The organism is Limimaricola cinnabarinus, from assembly GCF_002723615.1.
GTDB classification, from domain to species: Bacteria; Pseudomonadota; Alphaproteobacteria; order Rhodobacterales; family Rhodobacteraceae; genus Limimaricola; species Limimaricola cinnabarinus_B.
In genome coordinates, this window is the sequence record NZ_KZ304951.1 from 83344 (window position 1) to 109888 (window position 26545).

Annotated in this window: 25 protein-coding genes, 2 tRNA genes and 1 pseudogene; 11 read left to right on the top strand and 17 right to left on the bottom strand. The window is 65.6% G+C overall.

Annotation, left to right across the window (positions count from 1 at the left end):
• Positions 1–312: 312 nt before the first annotated feature.
• The 7 genes and pseudogenes from CJ301_RS00400 to CJ301_RS00425 form a co-directional block, all read right to left on the bottom strand.
• A pseudogene (locus CJ301_RS00400) lies at positions 313–1246 on the bottom strand (IS5 family transposase).
• Between the two features lie 82 nt (positions 1247–1328).
• Entirely contained in the window at positions 1329–3023 is a 1695-nt protein-coding gene (locus CJ301_RS00405; RefSeq protein ID WP_162620375.1) for an ATP-dependent nuclease, read from the bottom strand.
• 209 nt (positions 3024–3232) lie between these two features.
• Positions 3233–4669: a DUF6880 family protein gene (locus CJ301_RS00410; protein WP_099273106.1), complete on the bottom strand. Its 1437-nt coding sequence runs from the start codon at positions 4667–4669 to the stop codon at positions 3233–3235.
• A gap of 354 nt (positions 4670–5023) precedes the next feature.
• Positions 5024–5767, bottom strand: coding sequence for a hypothetical protein (locus CJ301_RS18550; protein WP_162620376.1), 744 nt, complete (start codon positions 5765–5767; stop codon positions 5024–5026).
• Positions 5764–8013 carry a hypothetical protein gene (locus CJ301_RS00415; protein WP_162620377.1) on the bottom strand — a complete coding sequence of 750 codons (2250 nt, stop codon included), beginning with the start codon at positions 8011–8013 and terminating at the stop codon, positions 5764–5766. Before CJ301_RS00415 ends, CJ301_RS18550 begins: the two co-directional genes overlap by 4 nt.
• Positions 8014–8144: 131 nt before the next feature.
• Positions 8145–8219: transfer RNA gene (locus CJ301_RS00420), tRNA-Asn, on the bottom strand.
• A gap of 70 nt (positions 8220–8289) precedes the next feature.
• Positions 8290–9171 (bottom strand): MBL fold metallo-hydrolase, encoded by an 882-nt coding sequence (locus tag CJ301_RS00425; protein WP_099273110.1) that lies wholly within the window; start codon positions 9169–9171, stop codon positions 8290–8292.
• Positions 9172–9207: 36 nt separating this feature from the next.
• Between CJ301_RS00425 and CJ301_RS00430 the strand changes: the two genes are divergently transcribed.
• Positions 9208–10521, top strand: coding sequence for an ATP-binding protein (locus tag CJ301_RS00430; RefSeq protein ID WP_099273112.1), 1314 nt, complete (start codon positions 9208–9210; stop codon positions 10519–10521).
• Here the strand turns inward: CJ301_RS00430 and CJ301_RS00435 are convergent.
• Positions 10493–11197 (bottom strand): hypothetical protein, encoded by a 705-nt coding sequence (locus tag CJ301_RS00435; RefSeq protein WP_099273114.1) that lies wholly within the window; start codon positions 11195–11197, stop codon positions 10493–10495. The two genes, CJ301_RS00430 and CJ301_RS00435, sit on opposite strands and share 29 nt — an antisense overlap.
• A 166-nt stretch (positions 11198–11363) precedes the next feature.
• On the opposite strand from CJ301_RS00435, the gene CJ301_RS00440 reads away from it, so the two are divergent.
• Positions 11364–11558, top strand: coding sequence for a hypothetical protein (locus tag CJ301_RS00440; RefSeq protein ID WP_099273116.1), 195 nt, complete (start codon positions 11364–11366; stop codon positions 11556–11558).
• A 229-nt stretch (positions 11559–11787) separates the two neighbouring features.
• Complete coding sequence (locus CJ301_RS00445) at positions 11788–13080, top strand: calcium-binding protein (protein WP_099273118.1); 1293 nt, start codon at positions 11788–11790, stop codon at positions 13078–13080.
• 557 nt (positions 13081–13637) lie between these two features.
• Here the strand turns inward: CJ301_RS00445 and CJ301_RS00450 are convergent.
• Positions 13638–13713: transfer RNA gene (locus CJ301_RS00450), tRNA-Ile, on the bottom strand.
• Between the two features lie 109 nt (positions 13714–13822).
• Between CJ301_RS00450 and purM the strand changes: the two genes are divergently transcribed.
• From purM to CJ301_RS00470, 4 genes are all read left to right on the top strand, one after another.
• Positions 13823–14863, top strand: coding sequence for a phosphoribosylformylglycinamidine cyclo-ligase (purM, locus tag CJ301_RS00455; RefSeq protein ID WP_099273120.1), 1041 nt, complete (start codon positions 13823–13825; stop codon positions 14861–14863).
• A complete protein-coding gene (purN, locus tag CJ301_RS00460) occupies positions 14860–15456 on the top strand; it encodes a phosphoribosylglycinamide formyltransferase (RefSeq protein ID WP_099273122.1) in 597 nt (198 codons plus the stop codon). Before purM ends, purN begins: the two co-directional genes overlap by 4 nt.
• 90 nt (positions 15457–15546) lie before the next feature.
• Positions 15547–16719, top strand: a complete 1173-nt coding sequence (rnd, locus tag CJ301_RS00465) for a ribonuclease D (RefSeq protein WP_099273124.1) — start codon at positions 15547–15549, stop codon at positions 16717–16719.
• Between the two features lie 99 nt (positions 16720–16818).
• On the top strand, positions 16819–17229 hold the full coding sequence (locus CJ301_RS00470; RefSeq protein ID WP_099273126.1) for a SufE family protein: 411 nt from the start codon (positions 16819–16821) through the stop codon (positions 17227–17229).
• Here CJ301_RS00470 and CJ301_RS00475 read toward each other — a convergent pair.
• Positions 17226–17849 (bottom strand): DUF1638 domain-containing protein, encoded by a 624-nt coding sequence (locus CJ301_RS00475; protein WP_099274112.1) that lies wholly within the window; start codon positions 17847–17849, stop codon positions 17226–17228. The two genes, CJ301_RS00470 and CJ301_RS00475, sit on opposite strands and share 4 nt — an antisense overlap.
• A gap of 8 nt (positions 17850–17857) precedes the next feature.
• Positions 17858–18565: a corrinoid protein gene (locus CJ301_RS00480; RefSeq protein WP_099273128.1), complete on the bottom strand. Its 708-nt coding sequence runs from the start codon at positions 18563–18565 to the stop codon at positions 17858–17860.
• A 207-nt stretch (positions 18566–18772) separates the two neighbouring features.
• Between CJ301_RS00480 and CJ301_RS00485 the strand changes: the two genes are divergently transcribed.
• Entirely contained in the window at positions 18773–19210 is a 438-nt protein-coding gene (locus CJ301_RS00485) for a PaaI family thioesterase (RefSeq protein ID WP_099273130.1), read from the top strand.
• 50 nt (positions 19211–19260) lie between these two features.
• On the opposite strand, the gene CJ301_RS00490 is transcribed toward CJ301_RS00485, so the two are convergent.
• Positions 19261–19482 (bottom strand): DUF1127 domain-containing protein, encoded by a 222-nt coding sequence (locus CJ301_RS00490; protein WP_099273132.1) that lies wholly within the window; start codon positions 19480–19482, stop codon positions 19261–19263.
• Between the two features lie 90 nt (positions 19483–19572).
• Between CJ301_RS00490 and CJ301_RS00495 the strand changes: the two genes are divergently transcribed.
• The 3 genes from CJ301_RS00495 (at position 19573) to rpsI (ending at position 22096) form a co-directional block, all read left to right on the top strand.
• Positions 19573–20970: a PLP-dependent aminotransferase family protein gene (locus CJ301_RS00495; protein WP_099273134.1), complete on the top strand. Its 1398-nt coding sequence runs from the start codon at positions 19573–19575 to the stop codon at positions 20968–20970.
• A gap of 173 nt (positions 20971–21143) precedes the next feature.
• Positions 21144–21605 (top strand): 50S ribosomal protein L13, encoded by a 462-nt coding sequence (gene rplM / locus CJ301_RS00500; RefSeq protein ID WP_099273136.1) that lies wholly within the window; start codon positions 21144–21146, stop codon positions 21603–21605.
• Positions 21605–22096, top strand: coding sequence for a 30S ribosomal protein S9 (gene rpsI / locus CJ301_RS00505; protein WP_099273139.1), 492 nt, complete (start codon positions 21605–21607; stop codon positions 22094–22096). Before rplM ends, rpsI begins: the two co-directional genes overlap by 1 nt.
• Before the next feature lie 70 nt (positions 22097–22166).
• Here rpsI and CJ301_RS00510 read toward each other — a convergent pair whose 3' ends face one another.
• The 5 genes from CJ301_RS00510 to CJ301_RS00530 form a co-directional block, all read right to left on the bottom strand.
• Complete coding sequence (locus CJ301_RS00510; protein WP_099273141.1) at positions 22167–22670, bottom strand: acyloxyacyl hydrolase; 504 nt, start codon at positions 22668–22670, stop codon at positions 22167–22169.
• A 91-nt stretch (positions 22671–22761) separates the two neighbouring features.
• Positions 22762–23817, bottom strand: coding sequence for a helix-turn-helix transcriptional regulator (locus CJ301_RS00515; protein WP_099273143.1), 1056 nt, complete (start codon positions 23815–23817; stop codon positions 22762–22764).
• Positions 23818–24034: 217 nt separating this feature from the next.
• Positions 24035–24652 (bottom strand): TetR/AcrR family transcriptional regulator, encoded by a 618-nt coding sequence (locus tag CJ301_RS00520; protein ID WP_099273145.1) that lies wholly within the window; start codon positions 24650–24652, stop codon positions 24035–24037.
• A 1-nt stretch (position 24653) separates the two neighbouring features.
• On the bottom strand, positions 24654–25526 hold the full coding sequence (gene ppk2 / locus CJ301_RS00525; RefSeq protein WP_099273147.1) for a polyphosphate kinase 2: 873 nt from the start codon (positions 25524–25526) through the stop codon (positions 24654–24656).
• Positions 25527–25567: 41 nt separating this feature from the next.
• On the bottom strand, positions 25568–26545 hold the full coding sequence (locus CJ301_RS00530; protein WP_099273149.1) for an alpha/beta fold hydrolase: 978 nt from the start codon (positions 26543–26545) through the stop codon (positions 25568–25570).

Consider the following 26545-nt stretch of genomic DNA (forward strand, 5'->3'; position numbering starts at 1 on the left):
TTAAACGCGAGGTCAGATCGGCAACCGGCGCCGCGCTGCTGCGCCTTGACCGCGTTGCGCTGTCGGCTGCCAACTTGATCTCCGCAAAGGGCTCGCGTGATTGCGGTCGCTGAGTGCGACGGGTGCAAGGTTTGCGCTGCCTGATGAGCAAGAATGCCACGCCTCGAGCGAACTCCGCCTCTGCCCACGCCACAATTGGCGACGCAAGAGGCAGGGTCCGACAGGAGGAGAGTGCCGTCGATGTTATGAGGGTGGCCGGGCTCTGTTGCGCAAAACGGGTGATGGCCGAGGTGCCCCTTTCCCCAAACGGACTTATCCTACGACCTCTGTCACAGGTATGCCGAGCGCGGTGAAGCCGTTGAGCACGGCAATGCGGATCTGGAGCTCGGCGACCTGACGATCGAAGTCCCGGGCCATGAGGCTTTGGCCCAGTAGCTTCACACAGTGCATCTTCGTCTCGACGCGGTTTCGGCGGTGATACCCGCTCCAATGGCGCCATAGGGATCGGCCCAGATACTTTGACGCCCTGAGGGCTTCGTTGCGGGCGATCGCCCCAGCGGAGCCGGGCTTCCAAGGCTTCGCATTCTTGCGCGGCGGGATGACCGCATGCGCCCCCCGATGCGACGGCGTCATGGCACTTGCGCGTATCGTAAGCGCCGTCTGCCGTGACCGAGCCAATGTCTTGGTTGCTGGGGATCTGGTCCAGCAGTTCAGGAAGCATGGGGGCATCGCCGACATGGCTCCCCGTAATCTCGACCGCCCGAACCTCCAGCGTGTCCTCGTCGATCCCGAGGTGGATCTTGCGCCACAGGCGTCGCATTGGCCCGCCGTGCTTGCGCGCGTGCCATTCGCCTTCCCCTTCGGCTTTGATCCCAGTGCTGTCGATCAGCAAATGCAGCGGACCCGGTGAGCCGCGATAGGGGATGTTCACGGCCAGCGCCTTCTGGCGCCGGCACAGGGTGCTGAAGTCTGGCACCACCCAGTCCAGGCCGATCAGCTGCAAAAGGCTCTCGACGAAGCCCGTTGTCTGGCGGAGCGCCGGGCCGAACAGCGATTTCATCGTCAGGCAGACCTGAATGGCGGCGTCGCTGTAGCTCTGCTGGCGCCTCCTGTTGCCGCTCGGTGGCGGCGTCCAGACCATGCCGGGATCGAACCAGATCGTCAGGGAGCCACGCTTCTTCAGGGCTGCGTTATAATCAGACCAATTCCTGGTCTTGTAGCTCGGCGGCTTGGATCTGCTGCTCATGCGCGCCCGCTATCATGCTGCTTCCAAGAGATGAATCCCGTCAGCCTGTTTGCACAACAGAGCCGTGGCAGGGCGGAAGTAGCTATCCAGCGGCTTCACCCTGTTCTACTTGAAAAAATCCCGATTGCTCTAAGCAGCTTCGAAGGAGCGACATAAGCTCCTGACTCACCAGAGCTTCAAGATTTCGCCTACCACCGGGTTGCTGAGAAAGGCGGTCATTCAAATTTGATATCAACTTCTTGCCATACGCCCGCTCAAGATTTGCGCCTTCGTTTTCCGGCCAAAGCTCATTCGTGTTCGGACTCCCACCGTCCTTCCAAAATTTTTGATTTGCTTCTTGGCGTTTCTTCCGGAATTTGGCCCGAAAGTCGTTTGCGCTGCGATCTATTTCTTCTTGAACAATTTGCCGGCATTCGAATTCACCGAGATCATAAACCGCAGCAACATGAGCTGGTGTGCAATGGTAGGATTCAATATCGCAAAGGGGAGGGGAGAAGACCAACATGTCGCGGTTTATATAATCCGCACCCCACATATTCACCTCAGCATCAATCATGAAATCTCGATCCCGGTGAACAATGATGAGCGGGTTATTCTCATACAGATCAGCCATCGCTTTAATTGCTACGGACGAAGCCGCATTATTGATGCCGTTGTATGAGATTACTTTAATTCGCTCTGACAATCCCAAGCTCTCGACGCAGTTCTCCAGCGCTCTCTTGCCTTTGTCCTCGGTGCAAATGATGCAGTCTGCTCCTTGTGAGTCGAGTTGATCCAAGGCGCCAAGGTCCATGAGAACGCTGGCCAGATCTTTGCATTCATCCGACTCTATTTTCCCATCCTTCATCCATACGATCTTCGCAGTAGATGATGCGGCAGCGACCAAGTGCCGACTGTGAGTGGTGACGACAATTGTTGATCCATACAGCTCTGATAGCTTATCAAAAGTCTTGGCCAGTATCGCTTGACGTGACGGGTGAAGGTGATTGTCAGGCTCATCAACTAATAGAAATTTGGGTTCGAAGAGGCACACATAAGCAACAATTTGAACCAGTTGAAGAATGCCAGTTCCAGTTAAGTCAATTGGAACACTCTTGCCTCCGCCCTGAGAAAACTGCACGTCCACGAATAGATCTCTTTCTGCATCATGGCTGATGTAGATTTTGCAGTTGCCGATGATGTCCTTGAGGATATCCTCAACTTCTAAAATCTTATCTGATTCGTCCAGAATTCTAATGATATTCCTAAATACGAGATTGGCTTCTCCTCCGGCGGCCTTCAGGAAAACTGAGGCGTAATTTTTGTGCTCCTCTCTGTGAGGGATTCCAGATATTCCGGGAACGAACACCGAAAACATACTCTTAGGGTCGCAGATCTCCTGCCCAAACCCGGCATACGTTCCACTCCTATCTACTCCAACACTCCCGTAGTTTCTACCTTTGTAAATCTCAACGCGGTAGCTTGCGACAGTGCCGTCATTCGCGGTTCCCGTAAACTCAATGCGCCCGCGTGATCCAGTGGCTTTATTTTCATAAGGAGCGCTGTGACCAAGCAGAGTGAATTCTGAAGTCGGTGAGTATCTCAGCTCAGCCTCGGGGAGAACTTGCTCCTTCCGTTCGAGAGAAAGCTTTGCGCATGATGCGGCCATATGAATGGCTTGAAGAACACTGCTCTTTCCGGAATTATTGCCCCCAACAATGTAATTGACTTTCGATAGAGGTATTTCGACTTCGGAGATTCTTTTGAAGTTCTCGATTTTAATATTCGTTACATCCAAAGCGGAAGACCTTCTTTTTGTGATGCGCGTGGGAGTGCAAATTACGGATTGCGGAGTGAGTTGCAGGTTGCGAGGGGTGATGTAGAAATTCAGCAGTTGCGAGGCAGCAACGCACCTATCCGTGTTAAGTATAGCATTTTGGGTCGGTAGAATTAGTGTTCTGTGTGACGGCATTTAGGCGGGTGGCCTATGGTCGCTTGGGGCTGAAACTACGGATCGGCCAGGCGCCAGAACCCATGCTTGCGGCCGTGCTCCTGCTTGAGCACCTCGAGAAACCGCGCGTGTGAGGGGAAGTCGCCGTAATCCGCGATGGCGGCGTCGCAGGAGCGGCATTCGGCCAGATGCCGCGCCGCGTGACGATAGCGCTTAGACTTGCCCCCGTTCAGCGTGTCCAAAACCATGGCGCGCCGCATGAGCGTCGCGGCGAGCGGATGCCCGGCCTCGAGCGCATCGGCCGCTGTCGTGAGGGTATGGTAGGAGTTCCCATTCAGCTCGTCGGCTCGGGATAGCACGACCCGTGCCGCGCGGTCGTGAGACGGCCAATCGGCAAGGAAACCGATCGCTGCCTCCAGGTGCGGAAAGGCCTCCGCAAGATCCAGAGCCGACTCTTCGGCCTCGAAGTCCTCGAAGTCGGGCAGCAGCTTCAGATACTTGCGGAGGCAGGGCGTGCTGAGGGTCTGCTCGAACGCCCCTTTCAGATGGGCCTTCAATTCCTCCGTCCTGCCCTGCCGCTCGAGGCATTCTTCGAAGACCGCGTCGAGATCGTGGCGGAACATCCGGAACGGTTTGCCGTCTTCGCTGGCGCGGGCACGGACGACGATGTCGTAAGCCTCGTCGACCCGTCCCGCGTCCAGCAAGCGCCGGGCCACGTCGGGGGCGATGGTGCCATAGGTCAGCTGTTCCGCGGAATAGCGGGCCATGTAGGCGTCGACATCCCCCTGGGCGTCCGCGACATCCGCCAGGATGATCGACCGCGTAGCTTGCTTGTTGCGGCGCACGCTGTCTTCGGCAGAAGACCTAAGGCCATAGCCCTGGTATTGCTCGAGCTCATGCTCGGTCGGTGCCGCTTCGGCCCAGGCTTGCGTGATGCCTTTAAGATGCTCCAGCCCCTCCTGGCCGAGCGCCTCCGCCGTCGCGGGAATGATCCCGTCGAACTCTCCGTAGCCGGCTCCGGCGACCGCGTCGAGAACGCGCTCGGCCAGGGCGGTGCGGTTCTTGGAAATCCTGGGCGATATCTCCGCGATCAGGTCCACCGCGTCACTCATGACGCCGCCGACCGCGCCGTTGCTGTCATCCGTGCGCGCGTAGATCGAGGGGGCGAGCTGCAGGAAAGACCAGAGCAGTTCGAAAGCCTCGTCCGGGTCCTGCGGGACGATGTTGGTTTCGATCATTCTCAGCAGGCCTTCGAGATCCTTGACCAGCGTCCTTTGCTTGCGCCAGTCGACAAAGCCAGTCGCGCGGCGCAGCGAAGCGAAGCGTTTGCGCAGATCGGCAGCAACATCCCCGGGGCCCTGGGCGGCGCTGAGTTCCATCCGTGCGCGACGCTGAAGGGCCGCACTCCCCTGAACCAGCTCCATGACCAGGGCGGCGAGCTTTTCCGCCCCCAGCTTCTCGAGGTTGGTCTGGTTCAAGGTCTTCTTGGACATGGCGTCAGGTCTGGCTTTGTTGCAATGCGTCCTGCGGACCATGTCGCACAGGTCTTCTTGCAACAAGCGCCAATGGTGGCTTTTGGGGGAGCCACGCGACGTGGTCTGACGGCGAATGAGACGCGCATTCTGGCACAGCGAAATGTTAAGGCGTTCGTGGAAGACGCGTCGGCCAGCATTGCCAATCCGATGCACCGATGAGGCAGGGCACACGTCGATTGCAGCAGTGCTAATATTTTGGCGTTGGCAGCAGGCCTCAGAACGGCTGCGTCATGGGCTACGGGCGGCCGTTCCTCGGGCTATCATCCCATACGGCGGCCTGAATGCGGAGGTAGGCATTTGCCACCCAGCAGGTCACGACCGGTAGGATACCGCCTTTCTTCTGCGGCGGCTGCGCTCCTCTTCTTGCAGACGGCACAGCTGCTCGTCCATTCGCTCAAGCTCAGACAGGTCTAAGCGCCTCTGCTTTTCGTTCACGAGCTCTTTATAATACCGCATCGCATTGCCGTAGCAGGCCAGTTCAGAAATGGGGGTGGATTTAATAAGCACGTCCCGCATTATTCTGATACTTTCTGCGATTTGGCAATCCAAGTTCCGGTCAGTCAGCCATAAGAGTGCCTTTCTATGCGCTTTCTCTGTTGCGTGGTCGCTTCGCATTTTTGATAACTCTGGACCATTGCGAATTGCGCGGAGGATGTGGAGATGCCGGTCGAACATGCGCGACATTCGCTGGGGAACTTGCAATTCCGCAATGGCTTGGCGCACAAAGGCCTCGATTTCTGGCCAGGGTTTCCAGGGTTGCTCCCCATCAAGGAGGGGGAGCAAGAAACACGGATCCCCCATGTCGAGGGGAAGCGAAATGGAGCCTTCGACCGGGCCACGCCATTTCGGTTCGTAGGTGGCCGCGATCGATAGGACTGCGCCATCGTATCGGACTGTCACGCGGGTCGGCCGGGCGGATGGGGGATGCGCAAGGCCGGAGGCTGCGAAAGAGCCGTTTTCATGGGTCACTTCGAGGGGGCCTGAACCCGCGCGTCCGAGAGCCCCTGGAGCAAGATGCTTGCTCGTCGAGTTTGATTTGGGCTTATTTTGCGTCATGACTTGCTCCCGTGCGCCAAGCGCAGACCTTGCACTTCCTGCGGCCGTTCTGGGAATCCCGGGATCGGGCTTTGCACCCGTTCTGGGTCGAACGGAATCTTCTTTACCTGGTCGAAGAGGCTCGCGATGCTTATTCCCTTCTGGGCGTAGGCACGTTCTCCTTCGTCGAGAGGCTCGTGGCCCATCAGTTTTCGCCGGTGCGCCCCCGGACAGGATCCATCCACCAAGCGGTGGTGGAACGTGGTGCGCAGAGCGTGGAAATCAAGGCCATGCCAGTAGACGTCATTGGTGCGGCGGTAGTAGCCGAAGGCCTTGGTGAAATTTTCGGTAAGTGTCCCCTTGTTCGCCCCACGCGTGAGCGAGGGAAAAAGGCGGCGATCTCCTCTTTTCCTGGCGCGCTCCACGAGTTCCATGAAGCCGAGGTCGATCAAGGCGGGATGCACCGGGATCTTGCGGGTCGCATTCTCCGACTTGACGCTATCGCCCAAGGCTTGGCGAACGATCAGGTAGGCAATCCCTTCATCGGATTGGACATCATCCGGTCCGGCTTGGGCGGCTTCTTCCATCCGCGTGCCCATCAGGTAGCCGATCAGCGGCATCCAAAACAGGGGATCAGCTTCATCTGCGGCATTGCCTTTGAATACTCGGGTTGCGAATAGCTCATTGAGGCGGTCATCCCAAGGTTGGCGCGCTACGTTTTCCTCGGTCATTTTCAGGGCCTTCGCTTCACGATTGGAAAAGGTGCAGATGCTGAACGGATTCGTTCCCACGAGGCCGAGCTGCTCGAGCATCGTGCCAACCCTGTTGGCCATGCGAACGATGCGCATATAGGTCTCTGCCCGAAGACGCGGTTCGGCATGTGCGAGACGCGCATCTCGAATCTCGGCTTCGTTGTTGCAGCCTTGTCGCCGCAGTTCCCGTTCTGCGTTATCCATCGCCTGGGCTTCACGCGCTTCGACCTTTGCGATCAGTGCCGGGTAGCTCTCGGCCGTGTATTTCTTTCCTTTGCCATGAAGTCTCGGGAGACTGCGGATGACATTGATGGCGGCCTCGATCTCTTCTTCAGGGATCTCGGTGAATACTTTGGAGCCCAGTGGCTCCGCCCAGATTTTCAGGCTTGTCTTCGCCGAGGCGCCCGACGACTTGACCCACTTTCGCCCCACGGCGGCATCGGGACGCTGATACTTGTGCCATTCGTCGGCGAAGCCTGCTTCCTTCAGTTTGAGGTAGAAGTCGGCTGCTCTGTCGAACGTGATTGGTTCGCCGCTCTCGAGGCTTGCAAGGAGCTCGGGCGGGCAGCTTTGGAGAACCCCGCGTTTTTTCAAGAGATCTCTGACAGCTGGTTTCTCGGTCGGCGTTTCCTCGGGCCCCGATTTTTCATGTGCGGGCTCGCATGAGGCAAACCGGGATGGGGGGAACAGTTTCGTGGCAACTTCCTTGTCGATGAGACGTTCGGCGATGGCCGAGGCGGTTGATTGCGCGGGAATGCCCGGGGATGTTTCCTCGGCGATCGCGCGGACGAAGTAGGGGCTGGGACTGGGGAAGATGCCCCGGTCCCGCCGGGCCTTCTCCTCGCTGGCATCCAGCAGCACGCGCGTGGCCTCGTAGGCCAGTAGCCGCGCCTGTTCGCTGCCCGCTTCGGGGAGCTCGATGCCCAGATGCGCGGCGACATGGCGCAGCGGCTCCTCCACCACGGTGTAATCCTGCTGGAAGAAGGCTTGCCGCAGAACGGCCTGCCGGGCCGCTTCCCGTTCCAGGGCCGCCTGCGCGAGCTGGGGGGATCGCGGATCGGCCAAGGCACGTTCGCGATCGGCCGCCTCGATCTCGAAGCGGGCGAGTGCGGTCAGGAGGCGGGTGACGTCTTGGGGTGACAGGTTCATCGTGGCGGTGGCGTAGAGGAATATCTGATCGCTGAGGGTGCTGAGCCTGCGGGCAAGCTCCGCGGCCACCGAAAAGCCATGGGTCTTGAGGGAAAGACATAAGGGGATTCCCCCAAACAGGGTTTGATTCCCCGAATTCTCCTCTTGCGTCTCGGCAACGAGCTTTGAACGGGTCATGTCGTTACAGAGAATCCGATTCTCTTCGCAGGCTTTGATGCGAACCGAGGCGAAAACCGCCGCCTTTTCAGCTTTCACGGGTTGCCCGAGTCGCAGAACCGATCGCGGGAGTCGCCGCCGCCAGACGTAGCCTTGGGCGCGCAGTTCGAGATGGGGGATATGGGCGTGTTTGGAACGGGCAAGGGGCACCGGCACTGACTCCTTGTGACTCCGATGTGTCCGGAGTGTGTAAGGCGGAGTGTCAGGACCTGTGTCCGAAACGCGAAAAGCGCCCCCGAGGGAGCGCTTTTCCGTTTGTTTCCAACCATTTACTTAGTGGTTGGCTCCGGCGGTAGGGATCGAACCTACGACCAATTGATTAACAGTCAACTGCTCTACCGCTGAGCTACGCCGGAACATGTGGGCGATATACAGTTATCGGATCGGGAGTGTCCAGAGGGGGTGGCGTAAAAAATTCAACTGCCCTCACGTCAGGAAGAAACGGGCCCCGACCAGACCGCCATCGCTCGGGGTGACGAGGTTTCGCTCCATGAGATCAATGAGATGGGCGAGGACGTTTCGGCGGGCGGCCGGATGGAGCGCGATCGGCAGGTCGGCATAGAGGCGCTCTGTCAGGGCGGCGGGGTCGAGCGGGCCGTCTTCGAGCGCGGCGCGGATCTGGGCCTCGCGCGCGGCGCGGTGGGCCAGCAGCCAGTCGATCCTTTCGGCGGGCGAGTCGACCGGGGCGCCGTGGCCGGGATAGAGCCGCCGGGGCGCATGGGTGCGCAGCCGCTCGCAGGAGCGGCGGAAGGCGGCGAGATCGCCGTCGGGCGGGGAGATCAGCGTGCTCGACCAGCCCATGACGAGATCGCCCGAGAACACCGCGCCGCGCCAGGCAAAGCACAGATGCCCGGCCATGTGGCCGGGCATGTGCAGCGCCGTCAGCGGCGCCCCCTCCGGGGCCAGCTCTGCGCCATCGGCCAGGCATCTGTCGGGCGCGAAGCCCTCGTCGAGACCCTCGCCGCCGCCGATCCCGGCATCGGCCAGCCTGCGCATCACCGCGCTGCGCCCGGCGGTGGCGGGGCCGTAGGCGCAGACCGCAGCACCCGTGGCCCGCGCCAAGGCGGGCGCGAGGGCCGAATGATCGAGATGCGCATGGGTGACCAGGATCGCCTCCACCGGCCGGGCGCCGATCACCGACAGGAGCGCCTGCAGATGCGCCGGATCGTCGGGGCCGGGATCGAGGACGACGAGGCGGTCATACCCCACGACATAGCTGTTCGTGCCCGGTCCGGTCATCGGCGAGGGGTTGGGCGCGCGCAGGCGCATCAGCCCCGGTTCGAGCTCTTCGAGCGGCGCGTCGGTCATGCTTTTCCTTTCCGGCCCGGGCGGCTAGCTTGCGCCATGGCTTTCGACTGGTTGAAACGATGGATGCCGCGCGGCCTGCAGGGCCGGGCCGCGCTGATCCTGCTGCTGCCCGTGGTCACCTTGCAGCTGGTGATCTCGATCAGCTTCGTACAGCGCCATTTCGAAGGCGTCACGCAGCAGATGACAAGGTCCGTGCTGATCGATCTGCGCTTCCTGTCGCAGGCGGTCGATGCGGCCCCCGACCGCGCCGCCGCCGAGGCGCGGGCGCAAACGCTCGGGCAACCGCTCGAGCTCGAGGCGCGCTTCGCGCCGCCCATGCCCGCCGATGCGGTGCGGTTCTTCGACCTGTCGGGCCGCGCCGTGATCGAGACGCTGCGCGCCGGGCTCGAGACGCCGCTGGCGGTGGAGGTGGCCGAGGGGCGCAGGGTGACCGCATGGATCGACACCGCGCATGGCCCGCTCGCGGTGACCTTCGACCGCCGCCGCGTCTCGGCCAGCAACCCGCACCAGCTGATCGTGCTGATCGTCGTGCTGGGGGCGCTGCTGACGCTGGTGGCCTATCTCTTCTTGCGCAACCAGCTGCGCCCGGTGACCCGGCTGGCGGCGGTCGCCTCGGCCTATGGCAAGGGGCGGATCCTGCCCTACAAGGCGGCCGGCGCCTCGGAGGTGCGGGCCGCCGGCATGGCCTTTCTCGACATGCGCAACCGGATCGAGCGGCAGACCCAGGCCCGCCGGCTGATGCTGTCGGGGATCAGCCACGATCTGCGCACGCCGCTGACCCGGCTCAGGCTGGGGCTGACCATGCTGCCCGAGGAGGAGGCCGCGCCGCTGGTGGGGGATGTCGACGAGATGCGCCGCCTGCTCGACGCCTTTCTCGATTTCGCCCGTGGAGACGCGGCCGAGGCGATGGAGACGGTGGACCCGGCCGATCTCGTCGCCCGCGTGGTCGAGGATGCGCAGCGGGCCGGGCAGGCGGTGCGCCTGCGGCCCGTGCAGGGCCGCTCCGAGCCGATGCCGCTGCGGCCCACGGCGCTGCGCCGGGCGCTGGAGAACCTGATCAACAACGCGCTGCGCTACGGCACGCGCTGCGAGGTGGCGCTCGTGGTCGGGCCGCGCAGCCTGCGGCTCTCGGTCGAGGATGACGGGCCGGGCATCCCCGAGGAGCGGCGCGAGGAGGCGATGCGCCCCTTCAGCCGGCTCGATCCGGCCCGCAACCAGGATCGCGGCACCGGGGTCGGCCTCGGGCTCGCCATCGTGGCCGATATCGCGCATGGGCATGGCGGCGCGCTGCATCTGCACGACAGCGAGGGGCTGGGCGGGCTCAGGGCCGAGCTGGTTCTGGCGCGCTAGGGCGCGGCCGGCCGAAGCTGCCCACCGCCTGCGCGGTCAGCAGGCTGAGAAACAGGTTCTCGCCGCCGCCTTCGGCGATCATGAAGGCGCCGCTGAGCAGGGGCCGGTCGGGCCAGTAGAAGCCGACCAGCGTGTGCAGCGTGTCCATGCCCATCGCGCACAGCGCGATCCCCGCAAAGAACAGCCCCGTGCCCATCGCGCGGCGGCGCAGCCCGGCATCGGCCCGGCGCCAACCGATCCCCAGCGGCACCGCGCAAAGCAGCCCCAGCCCGGCCCAGATCACCAGCTCGCAGATCTGGAACGCGATGGTGCCATGACGCTCCACGAGACCCGTGGCGAGCGCCAGCGCGATGCTGCCCTGTTCGTGCAGCCGGCCCGCATCGTCGGCCACCGCGACGAGCAGCGTCGCCGCCATGGCGGCGGCCAAAAGCGCATCTTCGCGCCGCCAGGCCAGGGCGAGCGCCCCGGCCGCGACCAGCCATTTGACGTAGTTCAGCATCTCCGCAAGGCCCCAATCGTGATCGAACCGGAGCGCGGGCGGCCAATGCACCGAAGGATCGAACGCCACGGCCACCCCGTAGCCCACCCCGATCACCAGAAGCAGCAGGTCGAGCGCGATCAGCGGGAACAGGACCCGGCGATCCAGCCGTCCGAGCCCCCATGGCAGTTCGATCATCCGTTCCGCTCCGTTCCGCTTTGCTTCGCCATGCGTGGATGCAGCCTGCCACGGGAAGGGAATGGCGGTCCAGATCGTCCATGGCGCGAGGCACGCCGTTCGCTCCTTCCGGCGAACCGTTCCATCCCGGCTGCGTTGAGCCGCGACGCAACAGAAGGAAACGGACATGGTCTACAAGTATCTCATCCCGGCGGCGCTGCTGCTTGGCGCCTGCACGACCATGCAAGGCGGCGCGGGCCTTTCGACCGAAGCGGGCGCGGATGGCACCGTCTTCAACGACGAGGATCGCCCCGATTATCGCCAAGGCGGCGATCCCGTGCTCAATACCGGCGGCGGGCTGAACGACGAGGAGGACGACTGACGCCGCAGGTCACGAATGACTTGCGCGCGCACCTATGAGCCGAGATTGCCGCTGGAGGACGCGGCCGGTGCCCGCCCGCGTCCTCACGCTCGATCGCTGTCCTGACCAGAGCCACCGGTAAGTTCAGTCACACGGTCACGTGATGAAACTTATGACACCGCCAGACGTGTATGCAGGGTCAACTTCTGGTGGCGGAGAACGTCACATATTATGACAGGGAGGAGAGCCTGTGGCTCATCTTAACAGTTCTTACGGATCTTTCGAAACCTTTCTCAAGGGGTCGGAGGGCACCTGGGCCGTCGACCTGACGGCGCTGAACAACTCCGGTGTGTTCGGCAGCGCCATCGTGTCTCTCGGCGAAGCCGAGGATACGCCTTACATCAACGTGGCGGTGCTGGCCGAAAACCTGACGCCTGACGCCGCCCATGCCCAGCATATCCATGGCGCCTTCGACGAAGATGGCGATCCCGCCAATTCGCGCACGCCGACGCTGCCCGATGATGCCGATGGCGACGGGTTCGTCGAGGTGCTCGAAGGGGTGCCGGCCTACGGCGACATCCTTCTTCCGCTCATCGACGAGGACGGCATGAGCCCGATGGCCGATGCCCGGGGGCAGCTCTCCTACATCCAGAGCTTCGACCTCACCGACATGGACAACCTCAAGAGCCCGGTCACCGGCAATCAGTATGACATGGAAGACCTGATGCCGCTGGCGCTGCGCGAGATCGTGCTGCACGGCCAGAATGTCGAGAGCGGCTATGGCGAAGGCACCGATGGCGAGATCGACGGCACGCAGGACGGCTATGTCGGCATCCTGCCCGTCGCTTCGGGTGAGATCACGAAGATCGATCTCGAACAGGCCCTCGACCTCCTCGCCGGGCAGCGCGCCTCTGCCAGCGGCAACTTCAGGCTGAGCGCGGATGATGACGTCTTCGATGCCGGTGCCGGCGATGATGTCGTGAAGGGCTTCAGGGGCAATGACGTGCTCGATGGCGGCGCCGACAACGACGTGCTGCGCGGCTTTGCCGGCAATGACCGGCTCGATGGCGGCATCGGAAACGACCTGCTGGCCGGCGGCGCGGGTGCGGATGTTCTCGCCGGCGGCAAGGGCAATGACACCCTGCAGGGCAAGGCCGGTGCCGACGTCCTCATCGGCAACCAGCAGCGTGATACCCTGGATGGCGGGGCGGGCGATGACCGGCTTCTCGGCAATCTGGGCCGCGATACGCTCGATGGCGGCAACGGCGCCGACACGTTGAATGGCGGCCGTCACAACGACGTTCTCACCGGCGGCAACGGGGCGGATCTCTTCGTCTTCCGCAGCAAGAAGGATGGCGATGACGTCATCACGGATTTCGAAGACGGGTCGGACCTGTTCGACTTCACCCGCACCTCGCTGGATTTCGAGGACCTGTCCATCGAGAACCAGGGTGACGACGCCGTGATCAGCTATGGCGAGTCGCAGATCACGCTTCGCGGGGTCGATGCGGAGATGATCACGGAAGACGATTTCCTGATCTGATAGAACCGAGTTCGAAAAAGCCTGGGCCGCCCGCGGGCGGCCCTTTCCCTTGCGCGATGTCCGGGATCGGGCAGGTCGCGCTTGCAGCACAAATCGGCTGGCCGAGTTTCGTCAGCAGAAGTCAGACGTTCGTAAGAGCGGCCTGTCGGCACCGGATTGGCATGCAGCAGAGATCGCCTCGTCCGAGAGGAGGGTCGGCCACGGCCCTTATCACAGGGCCAGCGCCACCCCGATCCAGATGAGGCTCGCCCAGATCGCCAGTCCGATACTCGCGCCCGGGATGATCCACCACCCTTGATGGAACCACTTATCGTGTTGAGCGGGTCGCGTTGCGCGATAGGAAATACTGCTGATCATTGGCGCAGAACGCCGGTGCCGGGCTCATGTTCCCGATGATTGCGCAAGGGCAACGTAACCGGGCGTTCGACCGGGCTTTCTCGCGCGGCCCCGCTTTCACGGGGCAATCATGATGATGACCGGTTGACTCCCATGAGGCGGGGATTTGCCCCCACGCCTCATGTGGTTTTCGTTTATCGTCAGTTACTTGAGGGTGTTTTTGGTAGGCCCGGAGGGATTTGAACCCCCAACCAAACCGTTATGAGCGGTCTGCTCTGACCGTTGAGCTACGGGCCCCCTGCGTTCCTCTTAGCAGACCGGGGGGGCGGGTCAAGTTGGCGCTGGCTCTCGCGCGGGGTCTGAGGTATCGCGGCGTCACTTCACACACCGGCATTCGGGGGACGCGATGCAGAAGGACGGGCTCACTTACGCGCAGGCGGGGGTGGATATCGATGCGGGCAATGCGCTCGTGGAACGGATCAAGCCCGCGGCGAAGCGCACCGACCGCCCCGGCACCATGTCCGGTCTCGGCGGCTTCGGCGCGCTGTTCGACCTCAAGGCCGCCGGATACAGCGACCCGGTGCTCGTGGCCGCCACCGATGGCGTGGGCACCAAGCTGCGCATCGCCATCGACACCGGCCATCTCGACGGCGTCGGCGTCGATCTCGTCGCCATGTGCGTCAACGATCTCGTCTGCCAAGGCGCGGAGCCGCTCTTCTTTCTCGACTACTTCGCCACCGGCAAGCTCGACACCGACAGCGCCGCGCGGGTGATCGAGGGCATCGCCGCGGGCTGCGAAGCCTCGGGCGCCGCGCTGATCGGCGGCGAGACGGCGGAGATGCCCGGCATGTATCCGGCGGGCGATTTCGACCTCGCGGGCTTTGCCGTCGGCGCGATGGAGCGCGGCCACGCGCTGCCCGATGGCGTGGCCGAGGGCGACGTGCTCTTGGGCCTTGGCTCGGACGGCGTCCATTCCAACGGCTATTCCCTCGTGCGCCGCATCGTCGAGCGCGCCGGGCTCGGCTGGGACGACGCCGCGCCCTTCTCGGGCGAGAGCCTCGGGGCCGCGCTGCTCGCGCCGACGCGGCTTTACGTCAAATCGGTCCTCGCGGCGATCCGCGAGGGCGGCGTGCATGGCCTGGCGCACATCACCGGCGGCGGGCTGACCGAGAACCTGCCGCGGGTGCTGCCCGAGGGCCTGGGCGCCGAGATCGATCTGGGCGCGTGGTCGCTGCCGCCGGTCTTCGACTGGCTCAAGCGCGAGGGCGGGCTGGACACCTCCGAGATGCTCAAGACCTTCAATTCCGGCATCGGCATGGTCGTCGTCGTCTCGCCCGAGAAGGCGGACGCCATCGCCGCGCTGCTCGACGCCGAGGGCGAGACGGTGCACCGGCTGGGCCGCGTCACGGCCGGGCAGGGGGTCGCCTATACGGGCAGCCTGTCGTGAGCGAGACGCAGCGCGTCGCCATCCTGATCTCCGGCGGCGGGTCGAACATGCTGGCGCTGGTGCGCGACATGACGGGCGACCACCCCTGTCGCCCGGTGCTGGTGGCCTCGAACGACCCCGCGGCGGGCGGGCTCGCCCGCGCCGCCGGGCTGGGCATCCCGACCGCGGCGGTCGATCACAAGCCCTTCGGCCGCGACCGCGAGGCCTTCGAGGCGGCGCTGAGCGAGCGGCTGGAGGCGGCGCGGCCCGACATCATCTGCCTTGCGGGCTTCATGCGCATCCTGACGCCTGCCTTCATCGCCCGGTGGGAGGGGCGGATGCTCAACATCCACCCTTCGCTCTTGCCGAAATATCGCGGGCTTCACACCCATGCGCGCGCGATCGAGGCGGGCGACGCGGAGCATGGCGTTTCGGTGCACGAGGTCACCGCCGAGCTCGATGGCGGGCCGGTGCTGGGGCAGGCGCGGGTGCCGGTCCATCCGGGCGACACGCCCGAGGTGTTGGCGGCAAGGGTGCTGGAGCAGGAACACCGGCTCTACCCGATGGTGCTGCGCCGCTTTGCCATAGGCGACCGGACGCCGATCCGGCTTTGAGCCGGGCGCTTTCCATCTGCGCGCCCGTCCCTTAAGAGAACGGGGACCGGCGCCGCCGCGCCGCCCCCATTTCCGCAGGCTCCAGACGACATGCAGACCATCACCACCACCGAAGATCTCGCCGCCTTTTGCCAAAGGGCCGCGAAGCACCCTTATGTCACGGTGGACACCGAGTTCCTGCGCGAACGGACCTATTACTCCAAGCTCTGCCTGATCCAGCTCGCCCATCCGGGCGAGGACGGCCCCGATGGCGGCGAGGGCAGCGCCGTTCTGGTCGATCCGCTGGTCGAGGGGCTCGACCTCGCGCCGCTTTACGACCTCTTCCGCGATCCGGGCGTGGTCAAGGTGTTCCACGCGGCCCGGCAGGATCTGGAGATCTTCCAGGTCGAGGCCGATCTCATCCCCGCGCCGCTGTTCGACACGCAGGTGGCGGCGATGGTCTGCGGTTTCGGCGAGCAGGCGGGCTACGAGACGCTGGTGCGCAAGATCGCCCGCGCCGAGATCGACAAATCCTCGCGCTTCACCGATTGGTCGCGCCGCCCGCTATCGGAGGCGCAAAAGAGCTATGCGCTGGCCGATGTGACGCATCTTCGGGTGATCTACGAATGGCTCGCCGCGCAGCTCAAGAAGACGGGCCGCGCCCGCTGGGTCGCCGAGGAGATGGCCGTGCTGAACGACCCCGCGACCTACCGCGTCGATCCGGCGCAGGCCTGGCAGCGGGTCAAGACCCGCTCCAACAGCCCCAAATTCATCGCCGCGCTGCGCGAGCTGGCGCAGTTCCGCGAAGCCTATGCGCAGGAGCGCGACGTGCCGCGCTCGCGCGTGTTCAAGGATGACGCGCTGGTGGAGCTGGCCTCGACCCGGCCCGCCAATGAAAAGGATCTCGGCCGCTCGCGCCTCTTGCTGCGCGATGCGCGCAAGGGCGAGATCGCCGAGGGCATCCTCGCCGCGGTCGATCGCGCTGCCAGGCTGCCCGCCGACAGGATGCCGCGCGCCGAGAAGCCGCGCGACCAGCTTCAGGTCAACCCGGCGCTGGCCGATCTCCTGCGCGTGCTGCTGAAGGCGCGCTCCGAGGCCGAGGGGGTCGCGCCCAAGCTGATCGCCAGCTCCGCCGATCTCGACGCGCTGGCCGCGGGCGAGCGCGAGGTGCATGCGCTTTATGGCTGGCGCCGCGAGGTGTTCGGCGAGCAGGCGCTGGCGCTGTGCGAAGGCCGGGTCGGCCTTGCCGCCCGGGGCGCGCAGGTGGTGACGGTCGATCTCTGAGCCGAGCCGTCCGACACGAGACCGGGGGCCGCGCCCCCACTGGCAAATGCGGGCAAAGCGCTTACCTGTGAGCCACAGCCCCGACGACAGGAGACGCAGATGGCCCAGCCCGCCTTCGAGGAGATCGCCGAGACCTTCGAGTTTCTCGATGATTGGGAAGACCGCTACCGGCACGTGATCGAGCTTGGAAAGGCGATGGACCCGCTCGAGGACGCGCTGAAGGTGCCCGCGACCAAGGTGCTGGGCTGCGCCAGCCAGGTCTGGCTCGTGCCCGCGCCCGAGGGCGGCACCTATCATTTCCGCGGCGACAGCGACGCGATGATCGTGCGCGGCCTGATCGCGGTGCTGCACGCGCTTTATGACGGCGCGCCCGTCGCGGAGGTGCCCAAGATCGACGCGGGCGGCGAACTGGCGCGGCTCGGGCTCAACGATCACCTCTCGGCGCAGCGCTCGAACGGGCTGCGCGCCATGGTCGAGCGCATCCGCGAGACCGCGATGGCCGCCGCCTAGGCCCGCACCAGCGCGGCCTCCAGATCGCCGTAACCGGTCAGCCGCCGCTCGAAGCCCAGCCCCAGCCGTTCGGCATGGGCGCGGGCGAGGGCGGTGAGCGCCGGATCATCGGTCTGCGCTTGGTAGACCAGTGTGGTGTAATTGCCGAAATACATCTCGCGCAGCTCCGGGTGCCGATCGAGGCCCAGGGGCTGCCAGACGAAGGCGTCGAACTGCCGCACGAGAAAATCGGTGAGGTAGAAGCAGGTGACCTCGCCCGTCTCGGCAAAGGTCTCCACGCCTTCGTAGAAGGCGTAGCAATGCGGCCCCTCGACCATGCCCAGCCCCAGCCGTTCGCAGGTCCGGGCCAGCTCTCCCCCGGTGCCGCAATCGGCATAGACCACGAAGATGCGCGCGTAGCCTGCGCCCCGCGCCGCCACCGCCGCCTCGACGGCGGGGGCGATGCGCTCGGGGCGGTTGTGCAGGATCGCGGGCAGGCAGTGCAGGTCGAGATGGTCCCAGCCATTGCGCCCGATCAGCGCGAGGATCTCGCGCGCCAGCGCGCCGCAGGCGATGAGCAGCACACGGCCCCGCCCCGACGGGGCGAGGCCGTCGCGCGTCAGCGCGGCGTCGGAGGGCAGGGGCGCGCTCAGGCGCCCGCCCGCATCCGGTTGTGCCGGCGCGAGACCTGCTCCTTGGCCGTCTCCACCGCCACGGCGGCGTCGCGGCAATAGGCGTCGGCGCCGATCGCTCGGCCGAACTCCTCGTTGAGCGGCGCGCCGCCCACCAGCACGATGTAATCGTCGCGGATGCCCTGCTCCTTCATCGTGTCGATCACCACCTTCATGTAGGGCATGGTGGTGGTCAGGAGCGCCGACATGCCGAGGATGTCGGCCTGTTCCCGGGCCAGCGCCTCGAGATAGTTCTCGACCGGGTTGTTGATCCCGAGATCGACGATCTCGAAGCCCGCGCCCTCCATCATCATCGCCACGAGGTTCTTGCCGATGTCGTGGATGTCGCCCTTGACGGTGCCGATCACCATCTTGCCCATGCGCGGCGCGTCGGTTTCGGCCAGAAGCGGCTTCAGGATCGACATGCCGCCCTTCATCGCGTTGGCGGCGAGCAGCACCTCGGGCACGAAGAGGATGCCATCGCGGAAATCGTTGCCGACGATGGTCATGCCGCCGACAAGGGCGCGGGTCAGCACGTCGTAAGGCTGCCAGCCGCGATCGAGCAGGATCTGCGTGGCCTCCATGATCTCGTCGCGCATGCCGTCATAGAGGTCGTCGAACATCTGCGCGACAAGCTCTTCATCGTCGAGTTCGGAGAGGATCAGGTCGTCATCTTCATCAGCCATGTCACGGGGCTCCTCGGGGCGGGCTTTGCTCTTCGGGCCGATCAACGCCCGGATCGGCACGCGGGTCGCGGCCGTTTCCGACACTGCCTGCATCGCAACCGACGAGGATGCAAATGAAAAGACCCCACGACAGTTATGAGCCCGCCTCAACTATGGGGCTTGCCCGGCGCGCGCGCTTGCGAAAGCGTGGCGGCAGGGAGGACAGGCATGAAGATGGACGCAGCGGCGCTGACCGCGTTTCTGGAGCGCGATTTCGCGCAGGTCGCCGCGCAATTCGCGGTGGAGCGGGCGGAGGGGGAAGGAGTGCTGCTGCGGCTGCGGGTGACGGCGCTGCATCTGCGCCCCGGCGGCACGGTCTCGGGGCCGTCGATGTTCGGGCTGGCCGATGTGGCGATCTATCTCGCGATCCTGTCGCGGATCGGCCCGGTCACGCAGGCGGTGACCACCGGGGCCACGATCGACTTTTTGCGCCGCCCCGTGGCGGGGGCGGATCTTCTGGCCGAGACGCGGCTCTTGAAGCTCGGGCGCAGGCTGGCGGTGGGCGAAGCGCTCTTGTTCAGCGAGGGGCAGGGCGCGCCGGTGGCGCGCGCCTCGATGACCTATTCGATCCCGCCCGATCCGGCGCAGGGGGCGATGCCTGCATGAAAAAAAGGGGCCGGATCGCTCCGGCCCCGCAGGTTTGGTCAGGCCGGGGATCAGCCCTTCCAGAACGGCAGCGCCGCCTCGCGCTCGGCCGAGACGGGATCGAGGCCGAGATCGCGCAGCATATGCGCATCGAGACGCGACAGCGCGCGGCGGGTGCGGGCGCGGCGCTCCCACAGCGCCACGCGGCGGGCCAGCCCGGCGAGAAGCGCGGAGAAGGCTCCCTGATCGAGGGCGGCCTCGAAGGGCGTGGCGGTGCGGGCGAGCGTGGTCATGTCGGCCTCTCTTGTATTGGTACAATATCTGTCTATGCTTCGGATAAAGGCATACAATGCGCGGAAACTGACGTCTAGGGAAGTTTTGTCATGAGTACAATCTGGTGGCCCAGCCTCGATGGCGGTGGCCCGGTCAAGCATCAGGCCTTGAAGCGGTCGATCCAGGAGGCGGTGGGCTCCGGCACCATCGCGCCGGGGCACCGCCTGCCGCCGGTGCGCGAGGTGGCCTGGCGGCTCGGCGTGACGCCGGGCACGGTGGCGCGCGCCTACAAGGATCTCGTCGAGCAGGAGGTGCTGCGCGCCGTGGTCGGGCGCGGCACCTTCGTCGCCGAGCCCGACATGCCCGCGCCGCTGCCGGCGCTGATCGACCCGTCGGGCATGGGCCCCGAGGGCGAGATGCTCAACCTGCGCACCGCGCAGGTCGCCGATGTGGGGCAGGGGCGCATGCTGCATGAGCTATTGAAAAACCTGCCCGATCCGCCGCTTGGCGCCTATGTCGGCTATCCGCGCCCCGAGGCCGACGCGCCGCTGCGCGCGCTTCTGGCCGAGTGGTTCGCCACCCCCGCCCATGGCCCGCTGGAGGCCGAGGACCTCGTGCTCACCTCGGGCGCGCAGCATGGCATGGTGGTGCTGCTGCAGGCGCTTTTGCACGGGCCGCGCCCGGTGGTGCTGACCGAGGAGCTGGCCTATCCCGGCTTTCGCCACGCCGCTGCGCTCGTCCGGGCCGAGATCCGCGGCATCGCCTTCGATGGGGAGGGGCTTTTGCCCGAGGCGCTGGAGCGGGCCTGCCGGGAGAGCGGGGCGCAGCTGCTTTGTACCAGTGCAGAGGCACACAATCCGACGACGATCCGCACCTCGCCCGAGCGGCGGGCGCAGATTGTATCAATAGCGCGCCAGTACAATCTTCAGATCATCGATGATGACTGCTTCCGCTCCGACGCGGGCGAGGATGCCAGTTACCGCCGCCTCGCGCCCGAGCGGTCATGGGTGGTCACGACGCTGTCCAAGACGCTGAGCCCCGACCTGCGGCTCGGCGCGATCCTCTCGGCCCCCGGGCGGGCCATGCTGCCGCGCATCGCGGCGCAGCAGCAGTTCTTCGGCCTGTCGCGCCCCACCGTCTCGCTGGCCGAGGCGGCGCTCTCGGGCGGGCTCGCGGCACGGGTGCGCGACGCGGTGCTGAAGGTGCAAAGCCGGCGGCTGGATTATCTCAATCGCCGCCTCGCGCCATGGCAGCCCCGCAGCCGCGAGGGCGTGCCCTTCGCCTGGCTCGACCTGCCGCGCGGCTGGCGGCCCTCTTCGCTGAGCCGCGCGGCGGAGGCCAAGAACATCCGTATCAAGCCCGCCGACGAGTTCGCGCTGATCGACGGGCGCGCGCCCTCGGCGGTGCGCCTCGCGCTGACCGGTCTGCGCGAGGATGCCGCCTTCGAGGCGGCGATCGACCGGCTCGCCGCACTTCTCGCCGCGCCGCCGCATGTGATGGAGGTCTGAACCCCGCAAATTCATGGGGTATCATTATACCATATTTGCAAGCGACTGATATTGGACGGTTTTTCGATACCTTGCGCGCTTGACTGCGCGCCAGCTTCGTTTAGAACCCGGCCATCGAATTTGCGCGGGCGGCCCGTACGGGGCGGTGCGCGTTGCAGATCAAGGGCAGAACCATGAAAACCTTTACCGCTACACCGGCGGATATCGACAAGAAGTGGATCCTGATCGACGCCGAGGGCGTCGTCCTGGGCCGCCTCGCCTCGATCATCGCCATGCGCCTGCGCGGCAAGCACAAGGCCTCCTTCACCCCGCACATGGACATGGGTGACAATGTCATCGTGATCAACGCGGACAAGGTGCAGCTGACCGGCAAGAAGCGCGAGAAGCCGCATTACTGGCACACCGGCCATCCGGGCGGGATCAAGTCGCGCACCACGCAGCAGATCCTCGAAGGCGCGCATCCCGAGCGCGTCGTCATGCAGGCCGTCAAGCGCATGCTGCCGGGCAACCGCCTGTCGCGCACGCAGATGACCCATCTGCGCGTCTTCGCCGGTGCCGAGCACGGCATGGAGGCCCAGAAGCCCGAGGTTCTGGACGTCACGTCCATGAACAAGAAGAACACGAGGACCGCATAATGGCCGATCAGATCAACTCGCTCGAAGAGCTGGGTGAAGCCGTCTCGACCGAAGGTCAGGTCAACACCGAGGCGCTCGCCCCCCGCGAGCCCGTCCGTGACGAGCTGGGCCGCTCCTACGCGACCGGCAAGCGCAAGGACGCGGTCGCCCGCGTCTGGATCAAGCCGGGCTCCGGCAAGGTCACCGTCAACGGCAAGGAAATGAGCGAGTACTTCGCCCGCCCGGTGCTGCAGATGATCCTGCGCCAGCCGTTCCAGGTTGCCGGTGTCTCCGGCCAGTTCGACGTCTACGCCACCGTCGCCGGCGGCGGCCTCTCGGGCCAGGCCGGTGCCGTGAAGCACGGTGTCTCCAAGGCGCTGCAGCTCTACGATCCCTCGCTGCGCGGCGCGCTGAAGGCCGCGGGCTTCCTGACCCGCGACAGCCGCGTCGTCGAGCGCAAGAAGTACGGCCGCCGCAAGGCCCGCCGCAGCTTCCAGTTCTCCAAGCGCTGATCGCCAGCCTTCGGGATTTTCGGAAAGGGCGGCCCCGGCGGGGCCGCCCTTTTCGCATCTCCCGGCCCGTTCAGAGCGGCAGGGCGACGCGAAGGCCGAAGGTTTCCAGCCCGGGATTGGGGTCCGACAGGCCGCCATTCGAGCGGTGATCGAATTGCAGCGAGATCCGCGCGCCATTGTCGAACTCGTAGCCCACCCCCGCCGAGGAGCGGAACTCCAGAGCATGCCCCAGATCGGGGCCGTCCATCGGCGCATAGAGACCGGGCAGGAGCGACAGCTGCACGAAGCTGTCATGCGGCAGCGCGCCGGTCCATTGCAGCCCGGCGCCCAGCCAGGCATCGCCATCGGCCGAGACCGACAGGCCGATCACCGGCTCGAGCCTGCCATAGCGCGCCGCGAGGTGATGCTGAAGATAGAGCTCACCGCCCTGGCGCTCGCGCTGGAACAGCACCTCGCCATATTGCAGCGCGGTGCGCGCCGGGGCGGGGGCGGCGCAGCGCGGGGTCGCGCAATCGGCAAAGTGAAGGTCGGCGGTGGCCACCAGGGCAAAGAGAAGGGCTAGCGAGCCGTCCATGCGATACTCCTCCGAGTTGTACCGGCGCCACCTTGCGAATTCGCGCCGGGGCGACAAGCACCGATCGCCCCGAGACGCGCGCTTGGCATGATCAGGTGCCCAGCCGTGCCACGAGAGCCACGAGTTCGGCCTGCCGCCGCGTGCCGGTCTTGTCGAACAGGCTGCAGATCTGGTTGCGCACCGTGTTCTGGCTGACGCCGCGCAGCGTGGCGATCTCGGAGATCGACAGGCCGACGCAGAGCTGACGCAGCACCATGCTCTCGGCCGGGGTCAGTTCGAACAGCGCCCGCAGTTCTTCGTCCGCCACGCCGCCCCCCCGGCTCGGCAGGGTCAGGGTCAGCGTCACCACCGCCCGCTCGGGCGCGAGGGCGTTCTCGATCGGCGGAATGGCACGCGGGCGCGGCAGCGGCGCCAGCCGGGCCAGGATGCGCCCCGCGACCGGGTCGGGCACCACGAAGCCATGCCCGACGCGCCCGCCCGTCCCGAGCCCGGCATCGAGCGCGCTATTGGCCGCGTCATCGACGAATCGCAGCCGGCGGTCCCGGCCGAGGCGCAGCACCTGTCCGGCCGAGAGCAGCTGTTCGCCACGCGCGTCGCAGGCCACGAGACGCGAGCGCGGATCGAGCGCCAGGCAGGCATGCGGCGCCGCCGTCCCATCCATGATCCGGGCGCTGGCGCAGATGACGCTGCGCTCGAACAGCCGCGTGAGATCGAAGGCGCGCCGCAGATGCGGGCCAACCAGGTCGAGGATGCGGCCCGCCGCGGCGCCGATGCTCTCGGCATGGCGCGGCGCATAGTTGCAGCTGGCGATCAGCCCGCCGGTATCGCCACGCAACAGCACCATGCCGCAAGCCCTGTGGATATCGCCCTGCGGCCTGAGGAAATCGGCGTAGAACTCCGAGTGCAGCAGCTTCTCGGGATCGAGAACCTGGCTGTCCTGGATGAGCTGCAGCGCCGGCATGCGCATCAGCCCCGACAGCCACGGGTTCTTTGCGGCATAGCGCTCGGGGTAGAGCGCGAGCAGGTCGGGGTCGAACCCCACCCCGTGCACCGCGCTGTGCCATGGCGGCCCGGGCCGCACCAGCTGCAGCGCCCAGGAGCCGCCGCCCGCGACCGCGGCAAGGCGACCGGGCAGGGTTTCCCACATCTCGGGCGAGATCGCGCTGCGATAGATATCATCGCATAAACCGGCAATCTCAGGGTCACTCGGTAATGGAGGCATAGGCGCCTTCGAAACAATGGGGCCTCTGGTTCAAACGAACCATGCAGCTTCCCTCTGCCCATGACACTGACTGTTATTGGTGGGTCCTGTCCAGTTTGTCGTTCTCCTAGTTTCCCGGTATCGGACAGGATTCACCGCCCCCTTACCCGTCTGGCGCGATCAGCCCGAGACCGCGCAGATAGACGCCGATGCCGCTTTCGAGCAGGTCCTCGGGCGGGAAGGGCGAGCGCGTTCCGGGCGAGCCGCGCGCGAACAGCTCGACCACGCCGTGGCTCATCGCCCAGACATGCGCGGCGAACATCTGCGGCGGCGGGCGGCGGTCTTCGGGGATGCGCTCGGATAGCGCCTCGGCCGCGCGTTCGAGCACGCCGAGCGCGCGGCGCGAGGCAGCGGCGAGCTCGGGTGTGCGCTGCACCGAGATGCCGCTTTCGAACATGGCGACGTAATGGCCCGGATGCTTGCGCGCGAAGGCGAGATAGGCACGGCCCGTCTTCTCGAAGGCCGCGAGCACCGAGGGGCGGCCCGCGTCATAGGCAAAGTCGAGCAGGTCGGCGAAGATCTCGTAGCCCTGCCGCGCGGCTTCGGCGATGAGGTCTTCGCGCCCGGCGAAATGGCGATAGACCGCCGCCGGGGTCACCCCCGCCTCGCGCGCGGCCTCCGAGAGGGTGAAGCCCGTGGGCCCCTTGGCCTCGATCAGCTTCAGGCAGGCCTCGACCAGCGCCTGGCGCAGGTTGCCGTGATGATACCCCTGCTTGGCCACCTCAGTCGCGCGGCCAGATGTCGGGGCCGCCCGCGATCTTCGGATCGATCGCGCAGGCGGCCCGGTCGTCCTTGTCGGGGTAGTCGAGGCCCGAGAGCACGCGGCGGATGGCGCTCACCCGCGCGCGCCGCTTGTCGTCGCCGCGCACCACCGTCCAGGGCGCGAAGTCGAAATCGCTGCGCTCGAACATGGTGGCGATGCGGTCGGTATAGGCGTCCCATTTGCGCAGGCCCTCGACATCGACCCATGACAGCTTCCACTGCTTCAGCGGATCGTTCTCGCGCTTGAGAAAGCGTTCGAGCTGGGTGGCGCGGCCGACATTGATCCACAGCTTGAACAGCAGGATGCCGTCATCGGTCAGCATCTTTTCGAAAGGCGCGAGCTGGTCGTAGAACCGCGCGACCTGATCCTCGTCGGCAAAACCGAACACCGGCTCGACCACGGCGCGGTTGTACCAGGAGCGGTCGAAGAAGACGATCTCGCCCGCGGTGGGCAGCTCGCGCACATAGCGCTGGAAATACCACTGGCCCGCCTCGATCTCCGACGGCTTGGCCAGCGCCACGACCCGCGCGCCGCGCGGATTGAGGTTCTGGCGAAACCGCGCGATGGTGCCGCCCTTGCCGGCGGCGTCGCGCCCTTCGAAGATCACCACGACCCGCTGGCCCGTCTCCTTGACCCAGGCCTGCATCTTGACCAGTTCGATCTGCAGCGCGTCCATCTCGGCGTCATAGGCCTTGCGCTTCCACTTCTCGGGATAGGGAAAGCGCGGGCTGGCGATGTCGCCCTTGCCGGCCCCGGCCAGCGCGCGGCGGATCTCCTCGGGCGCCTCTTCTTCATGGAAACGGCTGATCGCGGCGTCGAACGGCTTGGTCATCTGTCTCTCCTCGCGCGGGCCATGTTGCGATCCGGGGCGCGTCAGCGCAATCCCGCGCGCGCCGCGGCCCGGTCGATCGCCGCGACCACCTCGAGCGGGGTGGTGTGATGCGGCATGTGGCCAACGTTTTCCAGCACGCGCAGGTTCGCGCCGGGGATCAGCTCGGCCAGCCGGGCGGAATGCACCTCGAGCGGCACGATGGTGTCGGCCACGCCATGCACGATCTCGACCGGCAGGTCGATCGAGGCATAGCGCTCGCGCATCCGCGCCACCTGCGGCAGGAGCCCCGCGACCTGCCGGGCGTTGACGCGCAGGCTGTCGCGGCGGATGGCAAGCCCTGCGCCGACGAAATCGGCATAGCCCTCGGGCACCGGGTTGGGGGCGAAGACCGCCTCGACCGTCTCCTCGACCATGGCTTCGGGCGCAAAGGCGGTGATGAGCGGCGGCACCACCGCGCCGCCGAGTGCCGTGCCGTTGATCTGGTAAAGCGTGCCGAGCCCGCTCTCCCACGGCATGGTGGCACCCGAGACATCGACCACGGCGGCGATGGCCTCGGGCCGCTCCAGCGCCCAGGCCATGGCCACCGCGCCGCCGAAGGAATGGCCCAGAACGATCGGCCTTTCGGCGCCGAGTTCGGCGGCGGCGGCCTGCAGCAGCCGCGCCTGCGCCGCGACGCTGTCGGCGCGGGTGGTGAAGACATCGTCCGCCGCCCCGTCGATCGGGTCGGAATAGCCCAGCCCCGGCCGGTCGAAGGCGATGACGCGGTAGCGCTCGTCGAGCTGGTCGATCAGGTCGAAGGCCATGTCGCGCAGGTTGCCCGAAGCGCCGTGGATCAGCACGAGGTCGGGCCCCGACCCCGAGACCAGCGCATGGACACGCTTTCCCTCGACCTCGACGAATTGGCCCAATGGCGGGTGCGCCTGCACCGCCTGCGCCTCGCGCCGGTCGGCGCGGTGATCGACGAAGGCACAGCCCGCGACGGCCATGACCGCGACGAGAGCGGCGAGCTTCAGGACCAT